Source organism: Dolomitihabitans soli (assembly GCF_022213955.1).
Lineage (GTDB): Bacteria > Actinomycetota > Actinomycetes > Streptosporangiales > Streptosporangiaceae > Streptosporangium_A > Streptosporangium_A soli.
The window spans coordinates 584,319-603,147 of sequence record NZ_JAKNTW010000002.1; the positions used below are offsets into that span (position 1 = coordinate 584,319).

The 18,829-nt window shown below is 66.5% G+C and carries 17 protein-coding genes; 13 read left to right on the top strand and 4 right to left on the bottom strand.

Annotation, left to right across the window (positions count from 1 at the left end; translation table 11 throughout):
* Positions 1–79 precede the first annotated feature (79 nt).
* Positions 80–418, bottom strand: coding sequence for a hypothetical protein (locus tag MBA17_RS07425; protein WP_238495533.1), 339 nt, complete (start codon positions 416–418; stop codon positions 80–82).
* A gap of 233 nt (positions 419–651) precedes the next feature.
* Between MBA17_RS07425 and MBA17_RS07430 the strand changes: the two genes are divergently transcribed.
* Positions 652–1,614, top strand: coding sequence for a hypothetical protein (locus MBA17_RS07430; protein ID WP_238495534.1), 963 nt, complete (start codon positions 652–654; stop codon positions 1,612–1,614).
* A 432-nt stretch (positions 1,615–2,046) separates the two neighbouring features.
* Here the strand turns inward: MBA17_RS07430 and MBA17_RS07435 are convergent, their stop codons facing one another.
* Positions 2,047–3,066 (bottom strand): DUF4331 family protein, encoded by a 1,020-nt coding sequence (locus MBA17_RS07435; protein WP_238495535.1) that lies wholly within the window; start codon positions 3,064–3,066, stop codon positions 2,047–2,049.
* A gap of 323 nt (positions 3,067–3,389) precedes the next feature.
* On the opposite strand from MBA17_RS07435, the gene MBA17_RS07440 reads away from it, so the two are divergent.
* The 12 genes from MBA17_RS07440 to MBA17_RS07495 all read left to right on the top strand — a co-directional run bounded on the left by MBA17_RS07440 (position 3,390) and on the right by MBA17_RS07495 (position 15,083).
* Entirely contained in the window at positions 3,390–3,662 is a 273-nt protein-coding gene (locus MBA17_RS07440) for a hypothetical protein (RefSeq protein ID WP_238495536.1), read from the top strand.
* A complete protein-coding gene (locus MBA17_RS07445) occupies positions 3,655–4,308 on the top strand; it encodes a hypothetical protein (RefSeq protein WP_238495537.1) in 654 nt (217 codons plus the stop codon). Before MBA17_RS07440 ends, MBA17_RS07445 begins: the two co-directional genes overlap by 8 nt.
* A 51-nt stretch (positions 4,309–4,359) precedes the next feature.
* Positions 4,360–4,983: a Crp/Fnr family transcriptional regulator gene (locus MBA17_RS07450; RefSeq protein ID WP_274385030.1), complete on the top strand. Its 624-nt coding sequence runs from the start codon at positions 4,360–4,362 to the stop codon at positions 4,981–4,983.
* Positions 4,984–5,054: 71 nt separating this feature from the next.
* On the top strand, positions 5,055–5,807 hold the full coding sequence (locus tag MBA17_RS07455; RefSeq protein WP_238495539.1) for a hypothetical protein: 753 nt from the start codon (positions 5,055–5,057) through the stop codon (positions 5,805–5,807).
* Positions 5,804–7,960 carry a hypothetical protein gene (locus tag MBA17_RS07460; protein ID WP_238495540.1) on the top strand — a complete coding sequence of 719 codons (2,157 nt, stop codon included), beginning with the start codon at positions 5,804–5,806 and terminating at the stop codon, positions 7,958–7,960. The genes MBA17_RS07455 and MBA17_RS07460 overlap by 4 nt, the downstream gene beginning before the upstream one ends.
* Before the next feature lie 682 nt (positions 7,961–8,642).
* The gene (locus MBA17_RS07465) at positions 8,643–9,092 is read left to right on the top strand and encodes a hypothetical protein (protein ID WP_238495541.1); all 450 of its coding nucleotides are present in this window, start codon (positions 8,643–8,645) and stop codon (positions 9,090–9,092) included.
* A 311-nt stretch (positions 9,093–9,403) separates the two neighbouring features.
* Complete coding sequence (locus MBA17_RS07470) at positions 9,404–10,153, top strand: class I SAM-dependent methyltransferase (protein WP_238495542.1); 750 nt, start codon at positions 9,404–9,406, stop codon at positions 10,151–10,153.
* A complete protein-coding gene (locus tag MBA17_RS07475; RefSeq protein WP_238495543.1) occupies positions 10,150–11,517 on the top strand; it encodes an NACHT domain-containing protein in 1,368 nt (455 codons plus the stop codon). The genes MBA17_RS07470 and MBA17_RS07475 overlap by 4 nt, the downstream gene beginning before the upstream one ends.
* Complete coding sequence (locus tag MBA17_RS07480) at positions 11,514–12,782, top strand: formylglycine-generating enzyme family protein (RefSeq protein WP_238495544.1); 1,269 nt, start codon at positions 11,514–11,516, stop codon at positions 12,780–12,782. Before MBA17_RS07475 ends, MBA17_RS07480 begins: the two co-directional genes overlap by 4 nt.
* Entirely contained in the window at positions 12,779–13,051 is a 273-nt protein-coding gene (locus tag MBA17_RS07485) for a hypothetical protein (RefSeq protein ID WP_238495545.1), read from the top strand. Before MBA17_RS07480 ends, MBA17_RS07485 begins: the two co-directional genes overlap by 4 nt.
* Entirely contained in the window at positions 13,048–14,265 is a 1,218-nt protein-coding gene (locus tag MBA17_RS07490) for a hypothetical protein (protein ID WP_238495546.1), read from the top strand. The genes MBA17_RS07485 and MBA17_RS07490 overlap by 4 nt, the downstream gene beginning before the upstream one ends.
* Before the next feature lie 254 nt (positions 14,266–14,519).
* Complete coding sequence (locus MBA17_RS07495; RefSeq protein WP_238495547.1) at positions 14,520–15,083, top strand: WD40 repeat domain-containing protein; 564 nt, start codon at positions 14,520–14,522, stop codon at positions 15,081–15,083.
* Positions 15,084–15,298: 215 nt separating this feature from the next.
* Here MBA17_RS07495 and MBA17_RS07500 read toward each other — a convergent pair whose 3' ends face one another.
* Positions 15,299–17,380, bottom strand: coding sequence for a hypothetical protein (locus MBA17_RS07500; RefSeq protein WP_238495548.1), 2,082 nt, complete (start codon positions 17,378–17,380; stop codon positions 15,299–15,301).
* 2 nt (positions 17,381–17,382) lie between these two features.
* Positions 17,383–18,798 carry an esterase/lipase family protein gene (locus tag MBA17_RS07505; RefSeq protein ID WP_455432712.1) on the bottom strand — a complete coding sequence of 472 codons (1,416 nt, stop codon included), beginning with the start codon at positions 18,796–18,798 and terminating at the stop codon, positions 17,383–17,385.
* Positions 18,799–18,829: the final 31 nt, after the last annotated feature.

Below are 18,829 nucleotides of genomic sequence, written 5' to 3' on the forward strand. Positions count from 1 at the left end.
ACTGTAGGTAACGAAGGTGGCCATTGTCGCGGCCGACAACGGTGGGCCGTGGCCGTCACCCGGCGTGCCGGAGAACTGCTCAAGCAGGCGGTGGCCCCAAAAGACGCTTCTGCAGGCCGGGTGCCATCTGATCATTACAGTCGCTGAGCAGGCCGGCAGTGTGCAGCAGGACTCTGAGTTGCCCGTCTGCGAGGGTTACCGATTCGGGTGCGCAAGGAGTTCCGTCTGCATGTGGGTGCAGCCCGAGTATGGCGCCCTGGACAGGGACGGCCAATTGCCGCAGCTCGTTGGCACCCCAGCGCAGCAAGTCCTCCGCCGTGGTCAGGAGTTCCGTGCCCCACCGCTCTACTGCGCGTTCGCTGCTGTCGACAGTCACCTGGTCGTCGTCACCGGTAAGCACGCCATCTTCGGCCAGCATGTCGGGCAACCTTCGAGTTCGTGCCGTCTCCGCGTACATTGCGTGTCAGTCGGGACGGGGCCCTGACGACACGTGACGGGGCGTGCGAACACGCACGGAGCACGGCGTCAGCCGCGCACCAGATGTAGGCGAGCGCGGGGTGACAGCCTACGTATGCGGCCAGCAGCCAGAAGACATACAGCACGCATTGTCGGTGGGCCGGTTTATGGTGAGGCAGGACATCGGGAGTGCCCATGGATGATCTCCTCGCAGCCTGTCGTACCCAATTGAGCAACTGGGCGTCAGCGTTCGCCCGTGAGCGAGGCCTGACCGCTCAGGCCTTGCGGCTCCAGCCGCCGCTCGACGTGGACGAGGCCAACGGGCTGATCCAAGCTGTCGGCGCGGGGCTGGTGGAAATACAACCCGATGGAGTGTTCCAGCTCGCCGGCGCGGCACCCGGCAAAGGACCTTACAACCTATTCTCAAGAGGTCCGGCCCCGATACTCAATCGCGAATACTTGGTGCAGATCACGGCCTTCTCCGAGTTGGTAATCGAGCACCGCTGGCCGGCACAGCGGGTGGCGTTCGAGTACGACGCGTTCGATCTGGCGACCTTTGACCAGACTGGACGGCCAGTAGTGGTCGCAGAGGCCAAGCGCGATAGCGCGTCGCTGGACCGCATGCTCAACGAAATGCGTGCCGCGACGATTGGCCAGGTCACAGCGCCGATGGATACAACACAGCGTAAAACCGCCGCGCTGTCGAGGCTCGGTTCGACGGTGTTCTGGGCAGTGGCGCCGGGCGTGCGACGCGCCTTTAACATCGAGATCGATGGGTACGGCGTGCCTCAGCTCAGTCCTCGCGTGGCCCTGCCGGCAGGGCCACGCGCTGATTTGGATTGCCCGGTGTGTGGATCCGAAGACGATGTGCGAGGCAGCCCGCTGCCTGATGGACGCATCCGCCTGATCTGCACCACCTGTGACCATCACTGGTCGCGGACACCCCGAAACCCTTGCCGACGCTGCGGAGCCGCAGATGTCGAAGTCGGCACCTACCGGGGCTGGGCCTACGACGACCCCGATGCCGCCGCTGACGACGTATCCGCACCCTGGCACTACGTCGACTGGAACGTCTACCGATGCCAACGATGCCACCACGTGTGGCAAGCGGGCCACCGCGCTGATCGAAGGGCTGAAGCGAGTTCTGAACTTGCGTAGGTGCGCTGAACCTTCGAATGGCGTTCCCGACGGGAGTTACCGAGGATTGATCACTGGCAAGATTCGGTAAGGCTGAGCAGCACACACATGCGTGTAACCCGAAGCGGCGATATATAGGGGGCGATATGGCTAGAGGGCCGGAGGCCAATGAGTGGCCTTCCCCTCATAGCGTGGAGACCGAACCGGAAGAGGTTTGGTCGTGGTGAGGTGGCCCTGCTACGGGGGGAAACTCAACTCGGGGCACACCATCTGCCAGTTCGCGGACCACAGACGCACGCGAATCCTCAAGATCATCGACTTGGCCGCCCAGCCTTCTGATCCTTCGCTTCCTGATCAGCAGATGACGAGACCCGCCAGCGTGTGCTGACGGGTCTTGGCGTGCAGGTGGCGTGGAGGGTTTAGTCACACGAGCAGGACGGGCTGAGGGGTCGGTCAGGAGGTGGTCGCCGGGTGCGGGTTGCCGAGGTACGGGAACCGGTCCAGGGTGTCGGTGTGCGGCTTCAGTCCGGTGGGCGGGGCCTCGTTCTTGGTGAGGAGCGCGACGCGGATGTTGATGACGTCTTCGGTGAAGGTCCGGCCGTTGGGGTAGGCGGCTGGCTTGGACGGGTCGAAGTGCAGCACGTCCGGCAGGAGGCCGTGCTCGTCGATCGCGGCGATGGCCTCCTCGCGTGAGTAGCCGCCGGTGTGGCCCAGCAGGTGGACGAACTGGTCGGTCCAGTTGTCCCGGTCGTTGACCGGCTCGCCGGCGTTGTAGTCCTCTTTGGTGTCGTTGGTGTTGAAGAAGCTGCTCATGGACGGGTGTCCGGCGCGGTCGGCGTGGACGAGTTCACCGTCGCGCAGGACGCTGCACCGGCCCCAGATGTGCAGTTCGGGGTTGGGTGCCAGTTCCGCGGTCGGCACTTCGATGGCCATGGAGAAGACGTTGGCCGTGAGGTTGGAGTCGACGCCGGTCCACGGGGACTTCCCGCCCAGATGGGGGGCGGTGAAGTTCCGCTTGCCGCTGGTGTCGAACAGGTTCTTGATTCCGTCGTTGTCGAAGAAGAAGGCGTCGCTGCGGCTGCCTGCGGCCACCTTGTAGTCGCCGCTGGTGACCACGTTGGCCTGGGGGGCGAAGGAGACGGCCGCGTCCGACACGATCTTGGCGCCGGCCGCCTCGGGCTTGCGGGCCTCCGCGCCGGTCGCCATGAAGACGCTGTAGGTCTGGGAACCGTCGGACGCTGGCGGGCTGAAGACCCAGCTGAAGGCGATGTCGGTCAGGTAGTCGCCGTCGTTGTCGATGTCCAGGCGGTATACGGCGTCGGGGTGCAGGGCGTCCGCGACGGGATTGGCGTTGAGAATGATGACGGTCCTGCCCGGGTCTCCTGGTGCCGAGAAGGCGTAGAGGTCACACAGGTCGAGACGCTGGTCGCCGAGGGGTGGCCCGAGGCTGAGGCCGGTGAAGTGGTTGGACATGTCATGCCCTTTCGTGACTTGCTCATCAGGCAACCACTGGAACGTTCCAGCAACCATTTCCCGTGGCGCGGTCACGTCCGTGGAGTGGTGTGCGAGTTGATCTCTGCTTGATCCTGTTTCTGCAGGTTAAGCCCTCCCTGCCCAAGTGAACGAGAGGTATGGGCCGGCGGCGAGCCGCTCGGCCCGGCCACGCGTTCCTCGCCTGGTTGGCGCGTTCGTCGGAGCCTTGCGCCGATCGGTGGCGTGAGCCCGCGTGCTCTGGCCCGGACATACGCGAACTGCGGTCTGGGGAGGGGCAGGACCGGCTGGCCGGGCAGCGGGACGTGACGCGTGCCGTGTCCGCCCTCCAGGACGACTTTCCGCGCGGAGCGGGCCGGGTGGAGCTGGGCGTCGTGTTCGCCGAGCACCCGAGCGGGCCCGGCTACGTTGTACCGGCGGTCGGGCTGCGCCTTCCGCCGCCCCGCGACGGCCATCCCCTCCGGCTGACGGACGGCACCGTCGCCCACCTGCCCGCGCCGCCGTGGACCATGGGCTGGAGCTGGGATCCGGGCGGTGGGAAGATGCAGCAGTTTCACCAGGGGCGCCGCCGTGGCTGACCTGTGGGCGCGGGCCCACGAACGGATCGACGCTGGGGACCACGCCACCGCGGCCCGGCTGCTGGAGAAGTTGGACGAACCCGGGGCAGACATCGCCGACGTGGTCGACCTCGACCTCGCCCGCTGCCGACTGGCCGCCGTCTCCGAGGACCACCGCGCCCTCTTCGCACCGGCGCTGGCCCGGATCGCCGAGCGGACCGACGTCGACGGCGACCCCATGCTCGCCCCCACCTGGTACTTCTACCGCGTCACCGGCGACCTGCTGACGTATGGCGCGACGACGGCCGAGCACGTCGGAGAGTGCGCTGAGGTGATCGGGCGCCTGGGCGTCGAGGCGGAGACCGTCGAGATCCTCACGAAGCTGCTGGTGAACCTGCACGCCTACGGCCAGGAAGGCCTGGCGGGTCCGCTCCACCGGTGGGCGGCGCGTCTGGAACCACCCGGGCGCACGGACTGGGACACCTGGCACGAGCTGGCGTACGGACTGCGGACCACCGGTGCCGGGGCCGAGGCCGAACGCATCTGCACCGCCGTCCTCGACACCGCGCCCGACGGCCGTACGCGCGTCGGAGCCGCCGTCACCCTGAGCCTCCACCTGGCGGCCGAGCGGCGCCACGACGAGGCCCGCGTGCCGTCCGACGGATAGAGCCGACCGTGCGCAATGTGAGAAAACAGGGGAATGGACGTCTCAGCTCAGATGTGGGAACGCCTCCTCGTGGCCGGAACCGCACATCAGTTCCGCCCTGGGGACGTGCTGCTCCACCAGGGCGATGCCCCCTCCCACGTAGTCTTGCTGTTGTCCGGCCGTGTCAAGGCGCTGCTCCATCTTGCAGACGGAGAAGTCCTCCTCCTCGGGGTCAGGGGAGCAGGTGAGATCCTCGGTGTGATGGGCGTTCTCAGCGGCAGCGACCGTTCCGCGACGGTCATCGCCCTCGACGTGTGTGTGACACGAATGCTTCCGGCCGAGCGCTTCCTCGCGTTCGTGCGGTCGCCGGAGGAGCAATTGGTGCTGCTCCGGCGGGCCATGCTGCGGATCCGAGAAGTCGAAGCGTGGCGGGCTGAGATAGCGACGCTCCCGGCTCGCCTGCGTGTCGTCCACGCCCTGCTTCGCCTGGCCGTGCCGGTGCCGGGCACACCACTGGAGGTCAAACTCACCCAGTCTGAGATCGGCCATGCGGTCGGGCTGTCGCGAAGCGTCGTCGCCGCCGAACTGGCTCGCTTGCGCGAGAGGAAGATCGTCACGACGGCCGACGGGAAGGTGGTCATCAACGACACGGCGATGTTGCGCGCACTGGCCGCCTCGGGACCAGGCAATGTCTGATTCAAGACACTGTCCCTGACGGTTTCCCTGCATCGTTGGCAGGACCCAACCCTCATCAGGGAGGCCTGGCCATGGAAAAGCACCGCACCCTGCTCACCGTCGACGCCGAGAAGTTCAGCGCGCACCGTGACTCCGAACTGCCGCGTCTCCACATGAAGATCCGCCACGTACTCGCGGCAGCCTGCTCGGCGAGCGGCCTCGCCGGCACCTGGAAATCCGTCCGGTTCCTTGAGAGCACGGGCGACGGGATCCTCGCCATCCTTCCAGAGGAGGCGATCCCCGCACTCGTCGACTCCTTCCCTCTCCGGCTTCAGGACGCGCTGGCCGCGGTGGCTCCAAAACTAAGGGCCGCCGGACTGAGGCTACGCCTGCGCGTCGCGCTGCACGTGGGGCTTGTCGACGACGAGCGAGCCGAGGCGCCGGGCATCTCGGCCGCCACCATCGACGTGTGCCGCCTGCTCGACAGCGCGCCTCTTCGTGACGCGCTACGGCAGAGCGATCCGAATGTGACCTTCATCGCTCTCCTTCTGTCGCAAGAGGTCTTCACCACGTATGTCGCAGGGGGGAGGACCAGGTTGCGGGAGAGCCAGTTCACTCCTGTGCAAGTCGCGGTGAAGCAGTTCTCCCGCACTGCCTACCTGCGTGTGCCCGTTCCCTCCGGCGCGTACGAGCCGGAGCTGGCGGTGGACACCGCCGAGCCCGCTCCAGCCCCATCACCGCCCGCCGGCGGGATCTCACTCAACGGGGTCACCATCAATGGGCAGGGCTCACAGAACATCCTCGGCAACACCGTCAGCGGCGACTTCAATGCGGAGAAGTCATGACCACGATCGAAGACCTCACGATCAACGGTGACGACTCCCAGAATGTCATCGGAAACACCGTTGGACAGAGCCTCATCATCAATCAGATCAAGAACGTGCGCGGCCGTCCCTCGATGTTCCTCTCCGAGAAGTACATCGCCGGTCGTGTGAGGGTCTACGTGCCCGCGCTCAACCACGATCAGATCGCCCATGTCCTCGCCCGGGACAACACGGTCGCGGTATCGGGACCGGACGGGGCGGGCGTGGTCACGACTGCCATCGCGGTGCTACGGCAGGTGCGCCCCGGCCTGCGGATCCAGTGGTTCTCCGCAGTCGAGGACGACGTCGATCAGGTGGCGGCCAAGACTCGGTGCCACGGATACCTGGTGCGTGCCCGCGACGAGGACTCTTGGCGGCTGCGATCCTTCCTGGAGGCCTTGCGCACCTCTGATGGATTCGCCGTCATCGTCGGCACAGCGGTTGAGCTGCGGCGCTTCGCCGACTTCCTGCAGGCTGTCGATGTCGAGCCGCCGCCAGCCGAAAAGGTCTACCACAGTCACCTCGCCCGTCGTGGCCTCGAGGAGTCCAGCTGGCCGTACTGGGGGCGAGGGCTTGAACTGCTGAAAGAGGCCTCCCCCAGTGACGCGCGCCGTCTGGCGTTGCTCGTCGACGAGATCGGGCGGGAGGGGGGTGACGAGTTGGATGTGGAACGTGCTTACTTAAGGTGGGCCGAGGAGCTCGCAACCTGGTTCGGATCGCATCAGAATCTGCTGGACCAGACCTTGATGATCGCTGCGGCCGCGATAGCGCCGGCCGACGAGATCCAGGTCTACGGAGCAGCGCTGTCCCTGGCCCGGCGGCTGGAGATCAAGCCGCCAGGTGGGGGTCTTGCCTGGACTCCGACCAAGAGCCTCATCGACTTGCTGGAGACCGGGCGCGACAACGACCGGGTCTTCTTCCGGCGGCATGGGTACGAGAAGTCGGTCCTACGGCACGTCTGCGTCGAATATCCACTAGCCCGGATGGAATTGCTTTCCTGGCTCTCAGCCCTGCCCACTGATGATGTCCTAGCGTTGGAGGCGCCGCTCAGCCACCGGCTCGTCGGAGTGTTCGCTGACCTTGCCGCCGGCTACAACGCGCCGGAGAAGATCACTCAAATGGCGAGGTCATGGTCCGAAGACAATCACGACCTGGCCTATCTCGTGCTCTCCCAGACCTGCCTTCACCCAGTCGTGGGCGGACGGGTGCGGCAGAAGCTCTACGAGTGGTCAAGGCAACGTCAAACGCCGCAGACCCTGAAACTGACGATCGTCCGGGTCTGCGAGATCCTCGGCCAGACCCACCCGTCGTTAGCCCTGACCAGACTCCGCTATCTGGCGACCTTCGGTAACGAGCAGGTTCGGCAGGAAGTCTTCGAGGTCGCTCGGTCACTTGCCGAGTTCGACTCCGGGACGGTCTTTATGACGGCCCTGCACTGGGCGAGAACTGCCACCGACAACTCTTTCAAGGACGCGTTCAGGCGACTCAACGTTGCGATGCGCCTGTTGCTCGATCTCCTCCCAGACTTCGGTGACGCTGAACTGCGGGCGGTAATGGAAACCCTCGACCAGTTGGTGTCCGACGGCCACCCCCGCCTCCGTTCCTACATTCTTTCCTGGGCCTGCGCGCTGGCCGCCGATCACAGAAGTCCGGTCCTCACCCTGGCCCTGACCCTCGCGGCCAGCGGCGAGGACGGTACACCCAACACCAGAAGGACCTTCGGAACCGATCTCTTCCTATCTCTGGTCATCTCCCGTGACTTCCAAGGTCTCTCGTCGATTCTGACCTCTGCGCCCCCGATCGATCCTCTGATCTACAACTCGCCCTGGCGCATCGCCCTCCATAATCCAGGCGTCTTCTCCCATTTCGACAAGGCTCTGCGCCTGTGGCTGGATACCGCCGCCGCCCGAGAGGACTTGCGACCACCCCTGGTCTCTGCTCTCGTCACCGCCGCCCACTGCGACCCACTCCGCCGCCAACGCCTGATCACCAGAGTTCGGGCTTGGGCGGCCGGTAACCCCTACCGCCGCACCGTCAAGGAAGCCATCCTCATCCGGGCCCTGCTCCCGGAGTGGCACCGCTGGCTGCTGATGCTGTGGGTCCGCCTCCGCACCACCTTTACCCCCGGCATGTAGACGAGTTACGGCAGCCGGTGCGGAGTCCACCACCTATCAGCCAGCGTGCTTGGCTATCTCCGCGTCTTGGTCCCAGGTTAGTGACCTGCAGAGTTGTTCGGGCAGCGTGGTGATGGTGGCGGAGACCGGCTCGGCGGAGTCCTCCACGAGTATCGACATGCCGCTTGAACTGCATGGATCAATTTTTGGCAGGCGCAGGGTGCCCGTAGCCGGTCTTGCTATCGCAGCCATGGGACTCGTCGTCGCACCCGGTGTACAGGCCGCAGACCAAGACGACGTTCTTCGGGGGAAATGGCGCTGCAAGGCCGAATGGACCTACAAGTAACAGGCTCACATGCCGCCACCGAGAGTTGGGCGGCGTCCCTCTCAGTCCTCTCGCCGGCATCGTGACGGGTGACCGCTTCACTCCCTCCGCCTAGTTCTGTCTAGCAAACGGTGTATTTCGGTCTTACATCTATCAACGGGTCGAGGGCGGATATGCGTATCAAATATTCCTCCGTCCAGTTCAAGCCACATGCCGGTACTTTTAGGACGCCGCCGAGTCGATCGGATCGACGGATATCGCATGATTCCAGCGAGCTGCAAGCAATCGTCAACTCTCTTAGCCTAAGATTTATAGGCGGCTACATGGGCTTGGTCGTCGAGTTATTCGATGAGCTTTCACTCGGCATAGGGAGGTCGGATGGCGGACGCTAGCGGATGGTTCGCACTTGGCGGAGCACTCGGCGGTGGAGCAATCGGGGCTATCGCCACGTTGCTCACCAACAGGTGGCAGGCACAAAGTGCAGAAAAGAGCTGGCAAGTCGAACGAGAACGACAATTACGTCAAGAGCGGCGGGAGACATACGCGAAGTACTGGACTGCTTGGAACTCGCTGATCCGAGTGCTTGAGAACTTCTACACCGACCAAGCGGACGGAACTCTGAAACGGATAGGAGGCGCTGAGGCGGAGTGGCGTCAGACCATCGATCCCATGTTCATTATATGTGGTCAAGACGTCCTCCAGGCAGGAATCGCTCATGTCAAGGTCACTGAGATCAGGATCGCTGCCGCCTTAAGGGGTAACCTGACGGATGGGGCTGGCAAGTCTCGCGCTCTGAGCCGCGCCATGCGAGCGGACCTGGGCGTTTGACGCACTGCGCGGCGCTACCGTCGAAGCCAGGACAGACCCTTTAGACCGACCATGGCGCGCATTGAATGGCACATGCTAAGAGCAAGCCTGATTCGCACTGGCAGTAGGAGTTACAACAGATCGGCGCAAGTGGCTACCTGCTGGTCGTTCACGTGCGACGATCGGAAGCTCAGACAGCTAGGCACCAGACAAATGCCTCACATCTGGAGCTTATTATGCTCGGTCCGTGACCGTTTCTTGACTGTAGCTTGGTATCCGTCGGATGCTGAGCTGAGGCATGTCCCGGTGCCCCGGCGTGGAGGGAATGTCTGGTGCAGAGTGACGTCACGCGGGCTCATTACGACCGTTTGGCCGATACCTATGACGAAAACTGGGCCTACAGCCCTGAGTTCATCGCATGGATGACCAGCGGCATCCTCGCGCGGTTGAAGCTCGCCCGAGCCGATCGCGTGCTAGATGTGGGATGCGGAACCGGCCTGTACTCCTGTGGCCTCGCGGAGCAGGCTGACGTGGTGGTCTGTACCGACCCCTCCAGCGGAATGCTGGCCCAGCTTCCCAACGATGAGCGCCTCCTCCCTGTGCATGCGGGAGCCGAAGACCTCACCCAGGGACGGGTACGGCTGCCGCACGATGGCTACGACGCCATCCTTCTCAAAGAAGTGGTTCACCATCTCCCCGACCCATCCCAGGTCCTCTCCGATCTCAGCGGACTCTTACGGCCGGGCGGCCGGATCCTCGTGGTGATGCTGCCAATGAGCATCGGCTACCCCCTGTTCGACGCCGCGCTGCGACTCTTCCAGGAACGGCAACCGGACCCGCAGGCCATCGCCACCGCCCTCACCGACGCCGGACTGAACGCCGACCTCACCTACGAGGAGTTCCCCCTCGCCTTCACCGTCGAGCGCTACGCCCGAATGGTCCGCAGCCGCTACATGTCGCTGCTGTCCAGCTTCGACGATGCGCAGATCGAGGAGGGCATCGCGGAGATCCGCCGCCGGCATCCCGGCCCCGAACTCCGCTTCCCCGATCGATTCGCCTTCGTCACAGGAGTGAAGGCATGAGCAACGTGGAGATCGACACCCGGCTACACCAGCTCCGCAACGAGCTGGACGACCACTCCCGGGTAGCCAGCCACCTCGGCCTGGACTTCGAACGCCCGATCAAATCCATCGGCGACGGCTACCCCGAGAACGCGATCGCCCTGGTCGGCAAAATCACCGAACGGATCCTCAAACAACTCTGGCGCCACCACAACATCCCCGGCGACCCCGGCGGCAAAGCCCTCAACGAACTGATCAAAGGCGCCCAGCCGTACATCCCCAGCAGCAACGTCCTCGACGCACTCCGAGACGTACAACGGCTACGCAACCGCTCCACCCACGACGGCTACGAAATCGCCGACGAGGATGGCCTCACCGCGGTCCGCCGGCTGCTGGACGTACTGGCGTGGTTCAGCAGCACCGGCAGCGGCATCCTCAGCGGCGACGTACCCAAACTCGCCCCCGAAGTGGCCGTCAAAGCCGAGTTCCTCGCCGGGCTGTACCTGACGCTGGACTTCAAGCCGGTCAAACGCTTCGAACTCTCCCGCAACACCCTCTACCAGCTGTTCTTCCGCGAACACGGCCTCCGCAGCGAATACATCGAACTACTCCTGAGCAAGAACGTCGACGATGTCATCCAAGTCCTGGACGCCACCGGCGGCGAGCTGCTGCAAACAAAGCTCCCCAAACTCACCCGCTTCCTGATCCTGGACGAACACGACAACGGTCAGGCTCCCAGCCCGCTGAGCGAGGACTACCGGGTCCTCACCTACGAGCGGTTCATGGACGCCTTCGTCGACCTGGACCGGCACCTCACCGACGTCATCAGCGCCTACCCCGCCCTGATCGGCCCAGAAGCGCTCACCGTCTCCGGCGATCTGCTCACCACCGACGAACGCACCGGCGAACAGCAGATCTCCAAAGTCGGCGCCGCCCACCAACTCCTGGACGAAGTAGCCGCCACCGGCGGAAACCTCCTCATCGTCGGCCGCTCAGGCAGCGGCAAAACCACCCTGCTCAAACAACTCGTCGCCCGCTCGGCGACCGCGAGCCGCCGCCGATACCGCTTCTACCTCGACATGAGCCTCAAACGACACGACGAGGACTTCCGCGAGTTCCTCACCCGCACCCTCGCCCCATACATGACGGTGGAAAGCGGCTACGTCTTCAAGGTCTTCCACTACTTCGCCCGCTCCGGATCGGTGCTGTGCGCGCTGGACGGCATCGACGAAGCCGTCCCCTCCATGACCCAGGCCGGGTTCCTGGAACTGTTCACCGAACTCGCCCAGGTCCTATCCGCCGAATCCGCGGTCATCACCACCTCCCGCGTCTCCTTCCTCGAAGATTCCCCCCAGGTCCGGCGCCTGCTGGACGGCACCCCATGATCTCCGAGAAACTCGTCCAGCAGCTGCACGCCCAGGGCGTGAACCCACTGCTCGTCCCCCGCTTCTCCGCGCTGCGCCTGCACGACGTCACCACCACCGCCGCGACCCCGCTGGAGTTACGCCTGGCCGAGGCACTCGACCGCCCCCCTGGCGACCTTCCGCATCTGGCCGATCTGGCCTGGCAGCACATCACCCAGGTGACCGGCTCAGCCGACCTGGCCCCGATCACCGCCTACTTCGGGTCGGCGTTCCTCCGCGACCAGGCCACGTTCAGCTTCGTCGACATCGTCAACCACCTGGGCATCGAGGTGTTCGAAGGCGGACGCCTGACCTACGACACCTTCCGCCTGTGGCCACTGTTCCGCCCGGCCGGCCCGTCCGAGGTGGCCTTCGCCCATTCGGCCTACCAGGAACTCCTCGCCGCCGAATACCTCCGCCACCCACCCAACCTCGACTCCGCCCCCACCACCCCGCGGCTGACCGAGCAGGTACGCGAGTTCCTCCACCGCCGATCCCAACCACCCCCCGACCCGGCCGGGGACTGCGTGCTGCCCACCGGAACGTACCTGGTCGGACCGAGCCACCACCTCATGCTCAAACGCATCGACCAACCGGTCCGCTTCGACCGGTTCCCCGTCACCGTCGCCCGCTACAACCAGTTCCTGCAAGCCGTACGGCGCGACGGCTCCCAGCAATGGGACCACCCCGACAAACCCGCCGAGTTCTCCCACGAACCCTGGCAAGAACGCCTCCGCCTGCAGGACTACTTCACCAACCCCGCCTACGCAGACCACCCGGCGATCTGCATCAACTACTGGAGCGCCTACGCCTACGCCCGCTTCGACGGCAAACGCCTCCCCACCAGCCTGGAATGGGAAGCCGCCGCCCGAGGCACCGACGGCCGGCTGTTCCCCTGGGGCGACCACATCGACCTGAACCTGGTCAACTCCGCCGACACCTGGAGCGGCCGCCCACTGATCACCTACGAAGCATGGCGGGAAGAACTCGACCGCGGCCGGCTCGGCCAAGCCATGCCCGGCCCCGTCGACGCCCACCCCGGCAACATCTCCCCCTTCGGCATCCGCGAAATGGCCGGCAACGTCTGGGAGATCACCGGCACCGTACTGCACGACCTCAACGAAGTGATCATCTGCGGCGGCTCCTACGACAACCCCTTCCGCGCCCTGCAAACCTCCAGCAAGGGCCTGTCCCGCAGACGCGGCTGCAGCAACGCGGTCGGCTTCCGATGCGTGGAGGACCTGTGACCAGCAACGACCCCGCCCAGCGGTTCGGCCACATCGTCGACCGCATGCCCCTAGGCAGCGGAACCGGCGGCCGCCAAGGCACCTACATCGTCCGCGACGCCGACACCGGCGACCACTGCTCCTTCATGTACGCCGACATCGTCACCGAAGGATTCCGCACCATCCGCACCGGCGAACGCGTCCGCTTCACCACCGACCCCGCCAACCCCGAACACGCGCGCTACGTCGTCCGCCTGGACCTCCCCGACGTCGAGGACTACTACCGGTGACCCGACTCGCCCGCCAAACCCTCATCGTCATCTACGAAGCCCGCTTCCCCAACACACCCACCTGGACCCCGGGCCCGCTGATCTTCCAGCACCGCCACGTCCGCTCCACCACCCAGGCCCGCAGCGACTACTACAGCGCCAAAGCCGCCCGCATCCTGTACGGCACCGCCGACCAGCCACGCCGCTGGCACAACCCCGCCACCCACACCACCGGCGACATCACCATCACCGGAGTCGAACTCCTCCGCGCCACCGACCAACCCGACGCACCCGGACTCATCGCCATCCACCTGCGCCCCCGACCAGGAACCCTCATCGAACTACTCCGCTCCCTGGCCGGACGCCGCGACGCACCCCCACCCGGCTTCGATCCCCAAGACCTCCTCGACGGACAAGCCAAAGTCGAAAGCGGCGGCCGCCCGTTCACCGTCTCCTTCATCACCCCAGCCGGCCAAGGCCTGCCACGGCTCTACCGCCACCCCCGCTACTGGCGCTGGCCCGCCCCCAGCCAATGGCTGTGGGCCATGGCCTCCCGCACCACCCACACCGACTACCCACCCGACCCCAAGAACCTCGAACCCGCCGACGCAGACGTCATCCGGCTCTCCATCGACTGGCACGCCGTCGTCCTACGCGACGCCATGGCCGTCACCGGCCTACGCCCCGACCAAGGCGCAGGCGACACCTTCTTCGGCTACGCCGACCTCTACCTACGCTCCATCTACCTCGACGCCATCCTGCTCGGCATCCTCCAAAACCAGGCCCTCACCCAGCTCGAAGCCCGAATGACCACAGCCCTGGACTCCTCCATGGCCACCACCATGACCCACCTCGAACGCGAGGTCAGCACCTTCCGCCACCAACTCTGGTCCCAGCACCTGACCCCCCGCAGAGCCCCCAACCAACTCCTGGCCGCCTACCAACGCGAACACGCCCTACGAGAACGCTTCGAACAGATCCTCACCGAAATCAGCGACTACAACCGGCTCACCCGCGACGACGAAACCCAACGAGTCAACAGCGCCGTCGTCCTGTTCACCCTCGTCACCGTCCCCGCCGGCATCGCCCTCGCCCTCCTACAAGTCCTCGAAACCCAAGACCCCCGACTCATCACCACCATCATCGCCACCTGCCTCATCCTGACCGCCCTACTCCTGCGAACCCGCTCCGCCCGCCTCGCACTCCACGCCCTCCGCCGCAGATTCACGCCCTGACTCAAGCTACGTTTCTCGAGCGCTCCAAGCTCAAGACTTACAGGCCCAAATTCCGAATGAGTTACCGATATCGAGTTCATCGTCAACCCGGCGCGAATCTAGCATGGCGTTCTGTTCAGCCTATCGACCGCATTCTCATACAAGGTCGAATTATTCCTTTGATGGTTACAGGTCGAATGCTCGCAAGGATTATGGGGTATCCGTAGAGGCGCTCCAGCTCAAGCCGTCGCTTGCGGCGCCTCTCGAAACCAACTGTGCAGCTATGGGATCCCGTCACCGGGCACCCCGTCTACGGTCCGCTCACCGGTCATACCAGCTGGGCGAACGCGGTGGCGGCGGTGCCACTCCCGGACGGGCGAACCCTGCTCGCCACCGGCGGCCAGGACGGGACGGTACAGCTGTGGGACCCTGCCACCGGCTGGCCCGTTGGTGAACCGTTCACCGGCCACACCGGCGCGGTGCTCGCGGTGGCAGCGGTGCCGATGCCGGACGGACGGACCCTGCTCGCCACCGGCAGCGACGACGGAACGGTGAGACTGTGGGCCCCCGTCACCGGCCACCCGGTCGGCGACCCGCTCATCGGCCACATCGGCGGGGTGCTCACGGTGGCGGCGTTGCCGATGCAGGACGGACGCACCCTGCTCGCCACCGGCGGCAAGGACAGGTCGGTCCGGCTATGGGATCCGGTCATTGGTCAGGCCGTCGCGTGTCTGAGCATGGGGTTCGATTGCTGGGCGATGACGGGAGTGGAGGGCGCCCTAGTCGTGGCTGGCACAGGAATGGCGGTTCTGGTGTGGGCCGACGGCCCGGTGGCGTAACGCAGGAGATCGTTTTGGCGATGCGGTACGGCCGTAGCGGTGGGGCGGGCCCGAGCCGGTGGGGTGGCCGCTGCGGTTCCCGGGGTTCGCGCCGATGCTGCATGGGTTCGAGCCGTACACCGCGCTGGTGGCCAAAACACGGCAGACGGTGGCCGATCCGGCGGCCGTGGCAGAGTTTCTCAACGACTGCCGATTGTCGTCGCTGGACAGGTGGCTCATCCGGATCCAGGGTCGGGATAGGCGCCGGGGCCGGTGAGGAAGTGTTCGGCGAAGGTGCGGTGCGCGAGCCGGTAGACGCTCTGGCCAGCTTCGGCGTCCAGCATCACGTACGGGGCTGCCTGGTGGAGTAGGTGGTCGATGTCGAGTTCGGTAACGGGGTGCTCATGGTTGAGGGCGGTGGCCACGATGGTCCAGATGCCGTCGGTGCGGGGCAGGCCGCGGCCGCGGGATAGAGCGAGTGCTTCCAGCAGTGGGCGGGTGGCGGGCCGGTCGCGGGTGAGCCGGTCGACGGCGGCGGTAAACAACGCCCGGTGGTCCTGTTCCAGCAGGTCACGCAATTCCTGGTGGAATTCCGGGGCGAGCAGGTGCGGGGCGGCGATGATCTCGTACACGGCCAGGCGGGCGTAAAGGAACTGCCGGTTCATGCCTTGGATGAGGGTGGCGGCACCGGTGACGGCGGCGTCGGTAGCGGCCAGGTACCCCTGGTCGCGGGCGGTCGCCAGCCGCAATCGTACATACTCGCCGACCGCCTGGGGGTCGCGTTCCACGCGCAGCAACTCGGCGGTACGGCCCAGCGCGTCCAGCAGGTCCTCATCGGCGGTGTCGGGCAGGTCGGGGCCCTCCCGGGTGGAGGACCGGGTCCCGGCCACCACCCGCACCCCGGGCAGGGCGGCCACGCGGCGCAGGACGGACCCGGCGATGGAGATCGGGTCCTCGGCCTCGTCCAGCGCGTCGGCCAGCAGCGTGAACGGCCGTTTTGCGCTGCCCTGCCCGGCGCCGGAGCCCGTCCGATCGGCAAGGCCGGTGAGGAGCCATTCCACGTCGCCGCCGGGCCCGGTCCCGGCCGGGGGACGGCCCAGGCCGGTGTCGGCGGCGAGGCGTTCGATGAGGGTGGCGGTGTTCATCCCGGTCAGGTGAATCACGCTGTCGAAGCCGCTCTGGGGCGGAAATTCACCGGCGGGGGCCGGGGTGAGCAGCCGGTGGGCGATGAGCAGGTCGCGCAGCGGCGGGGTGGTGTGCACCAGGACGTGCCCGAGCAACGCCGACTTGCCCGACCCGGCCCGCCCAGTTACCACCAGCATGCCGGTGTTCTTAGTGCGCAGCCAGACGGCGATTCGGGCCCGCTCGGCGTGTCGGCCGACGAAGTACCAGGCCAGTTCGCTCTGCTCACTATCGTGCGCGGTGGCCAGTTCGGCGCCTTGCGCCTTGGCCAGGAAATGGCTCCGCTGATCGGCGGGCAAGGCAGCGATGAAGGTCAGCAGCTGGGTGTACACCTCCATGGTGGCGCTGACCGCGGTGGGCAGTACCCGCGCCGGGCGGCGGATCGGGTCGGCCCGATATAGCTCCAGCTCCGTCCCGCCGCTGTATTCCAGCCGGTCGCGGAGCTGGCGCAGCAGATCCTCGGGTTTGATCTCCACGTCGTTGACCAGGTAGGCGGCCAGCGCCCCGTCCAGTGCGGCGGCGAACGCGCCGAGTTCCCCAGCACCGTCCGGGGCGCCGACTCCGAGCACCGCGCACCGGATCGGCCGTTCCCGCGAGCGGATCAGTTCAGCGGCGACCAAGTCGGCGAACCGGGCGCCGCCGCAGGCCTCGATCACCACGATCGCCCACGCCCCCTCCCGCTCCTGACGGTGCCGAATCCACTCGGTGATGACAAAGTCAGCGATCTTGACCGGGTCGATGCCGCCCAGGCGCATCGGGTCCGGGGAGTCGTAGATGGCCAGCCATGCGCCTTGGTCATCGACGCTGCCGTGCCCGGCCCAGAACAGCACCGATCCGTCCAGCGGCCGGCCGGAGCGGGTCCATGCTTGCAGCCGCCCGGTGACGGCGGCGAAGTCACGTGCTCCTCCGGCTGGCACCGGCCACGCCACCGGGTCACCGCCGATGCCGGTCAGCGTCTCCTCCACCCGCGCCGCGCACGCGTCAGCCGGTAACGGCGGGTAGGAGGGGGTGGCGTAGTCGCTGTGCGGTAGCGACACCACGGCGAACAACGGCTTCGTGTCCTGCGCGTTGCCGGGGGGGCCGTCGCCTGGCTTGTTGTCGGGATAGCCGGGTGCGGGGGTCGTGGTGCTTGGCATGCTCAGTTCTCCTCGGCCCGCCCGGCGTGCGCGATGTGGCCCTCGGACGGCGGATCCTCGGCGGTGGCCAGCACCAGTTCGGTGATCGCGGACAGGCCGCCGGTCTTGACCCCGATCCGGAACAGGCCTGGGCGGGGCAGCCGCAACCGCCCGGCCAGGTGGTCGGTACGGCTGCGCAGCGTCGGCGGCAGCAGCCCTCGCCCAGCGGTGAGTTCTTCGACGCGGACACTGACCAGTGCCGGATCGGCCGTGCCGCGCACGATCATCTCCCACTCTTGCCCGGCCGTGACCACGTCGGGGACCTCCAGGCCGAGCTGGACGTCACCGGCCAGCCACGGGCCGCGTTCGCGGGAGGCGATCACGGTGCAGGCGTGGATGATGCTCTCGGCGCGGGCAGCGAGCGCGCCGTGCGACTGTGGCAGGAACAGCGGCCGCAGCCCGGCCGGGCACGCCGCATCCTGGTACACCGTGCCGTCCCCGCCCGCATCGGACCGGACCACCCCACCCGACTCGCTCGGACGCAGGCTGTATCGGGCCGCCCGTAAACCCTCCCCGGTCAAGGTTACCGATTGAAGGGTGGGCTGCCGTACCCCGACCAGCGGCCACAGTTCCGGCCACCCCGCCTGCCCGCCAGCGCCCAGCAGCCGGGCCCGCCGCTCCAGCGCCTGCCCGGCCAGCTCCGCATCACCGCCCAGGCCGGCCACATCGGCCGCGGTCAGCCGCCGCGCCGATTCCCCCTCATCTACGCACCGGTAGGTCGGCAGCAGATCATGCAACCCCGGCATCCCACCCGCCAGCGCCCGCAGCCGCGCCCGGGGCAGTGGGAGTGGCGTGGCCCGGCCGCTGTCCAGCAGCATCGCTGCCTTCACCGACCCGTGGAACGGGGTGCCCAGCGTCACCACCGCTCGCACCTCTCCGGCTCCGCCGAGCAGGTGGGTGAAGTAGGACGCGATCAGTCCGCCCATCGAGTGCGCCACCAGCACCAGCCGCGCCTGCCGACTCCCCCTGGGGTGCGCCCGCCACGCGTCAAGATGCCGCTGCGCGGCATCAGCCAGCAGGTGCGCGTTGTACTCGATCGACAACCGCCAGTCGTAGGGAAACTCCACCACCGCCGCCGGATCGGCCACCGCCTGCCGCGCCTTGGCCACCAGCGCGGTGTACGGCTCGAACCCGCGCAGCATTGGCGCGAACGCCGGAAACCGCAGCAGCCGCCCCACCCGGATCCGGCCCGCCCCACCAGAACGCTCCCGCTCATCCACCCGCAACGCGGCCAGTGAGGAACCACCCGCCCACGCCCGCGCGTACCACCCCGCCTCCTTCAGGCCCCACAACATCCGCCCCGAAGCGCCCTCGATCAGCTCACTGCCCATGATCCCGGGCAACACCAGCACCGCATCCCGCCCCACCACCAAATCCACCCTTGCCACCTTATTTCCGCTCTTCGTTCAC

Coding starts and splice junctions, on each gene's coding strand:
- MBA17_RS07435 (WP_238495535.1), bottom strand. CDS start 3,066: ATGTCCAACCACTTCACCGGCCTCAGCCTCGGGCCACCCCTCGGCGAC.
- MBA17_RS07425 (WP_238495533.1), bottom strand. CDS start 418: ATGCTGGCCGAAGATGGCGTGCTTACCGGTGACGACGACCAGGTGACT.
- MBA17_RS07480 (WP_238495544.1), top strand. CDS start 11,514: ATGATCTCCGAGAAACTCGTCCAGCAGCTGCACGCCCAGGGCGTGAAC.
- MBA17_RS07500 (WP_238495548.1), bottom strand. CDS start 17,380: ATGCCAAGCACCACGACCCCCGCACCCGGCTATCCCGACAACAAGCCA.
- MBA17_RS07465 (WP_238495541.1), top strand. CDS start 8,643: ATGGCGGACGCTAGCGGATGGTTCGCACTTGGCGGAGCACTCGGCGGT.
- MBA17_RS07450 (WP_274385030.1), top strand. CDS start 4,360: ATGTGGGAACGCCTCCTCGTGGCCGGAACCGCACATCAGTTCCGCCCT.
- MBA17_RS07430 (WP_238495534.1), top strand. CDS start 652: ATGGATGATCTCCTCGCAGCCTGTCGTACCCAATTGAGCAACTGGGCG.
- MBA17_RS07455 (WP_238495539.1), top strand. CDS start 5,055: ATGGAAAAGCACCGCACCCTGCTCACCGTCGACGCCGAGAAGTTCAGC.
- MBA17_RS07475 (WP_238495543.1), top strand. CDS start 10,150: ATGAGCAACGTGGAGATCGACACCCGGCTACACCAGCTCCGCAACGAG.
- MBA17_RS07460 (WP_238495540.1), top strand. CDS start 5,804: ATGACCACGATCGAAGACCTCACGATCAACGGTGACGACTCCCAGAAT.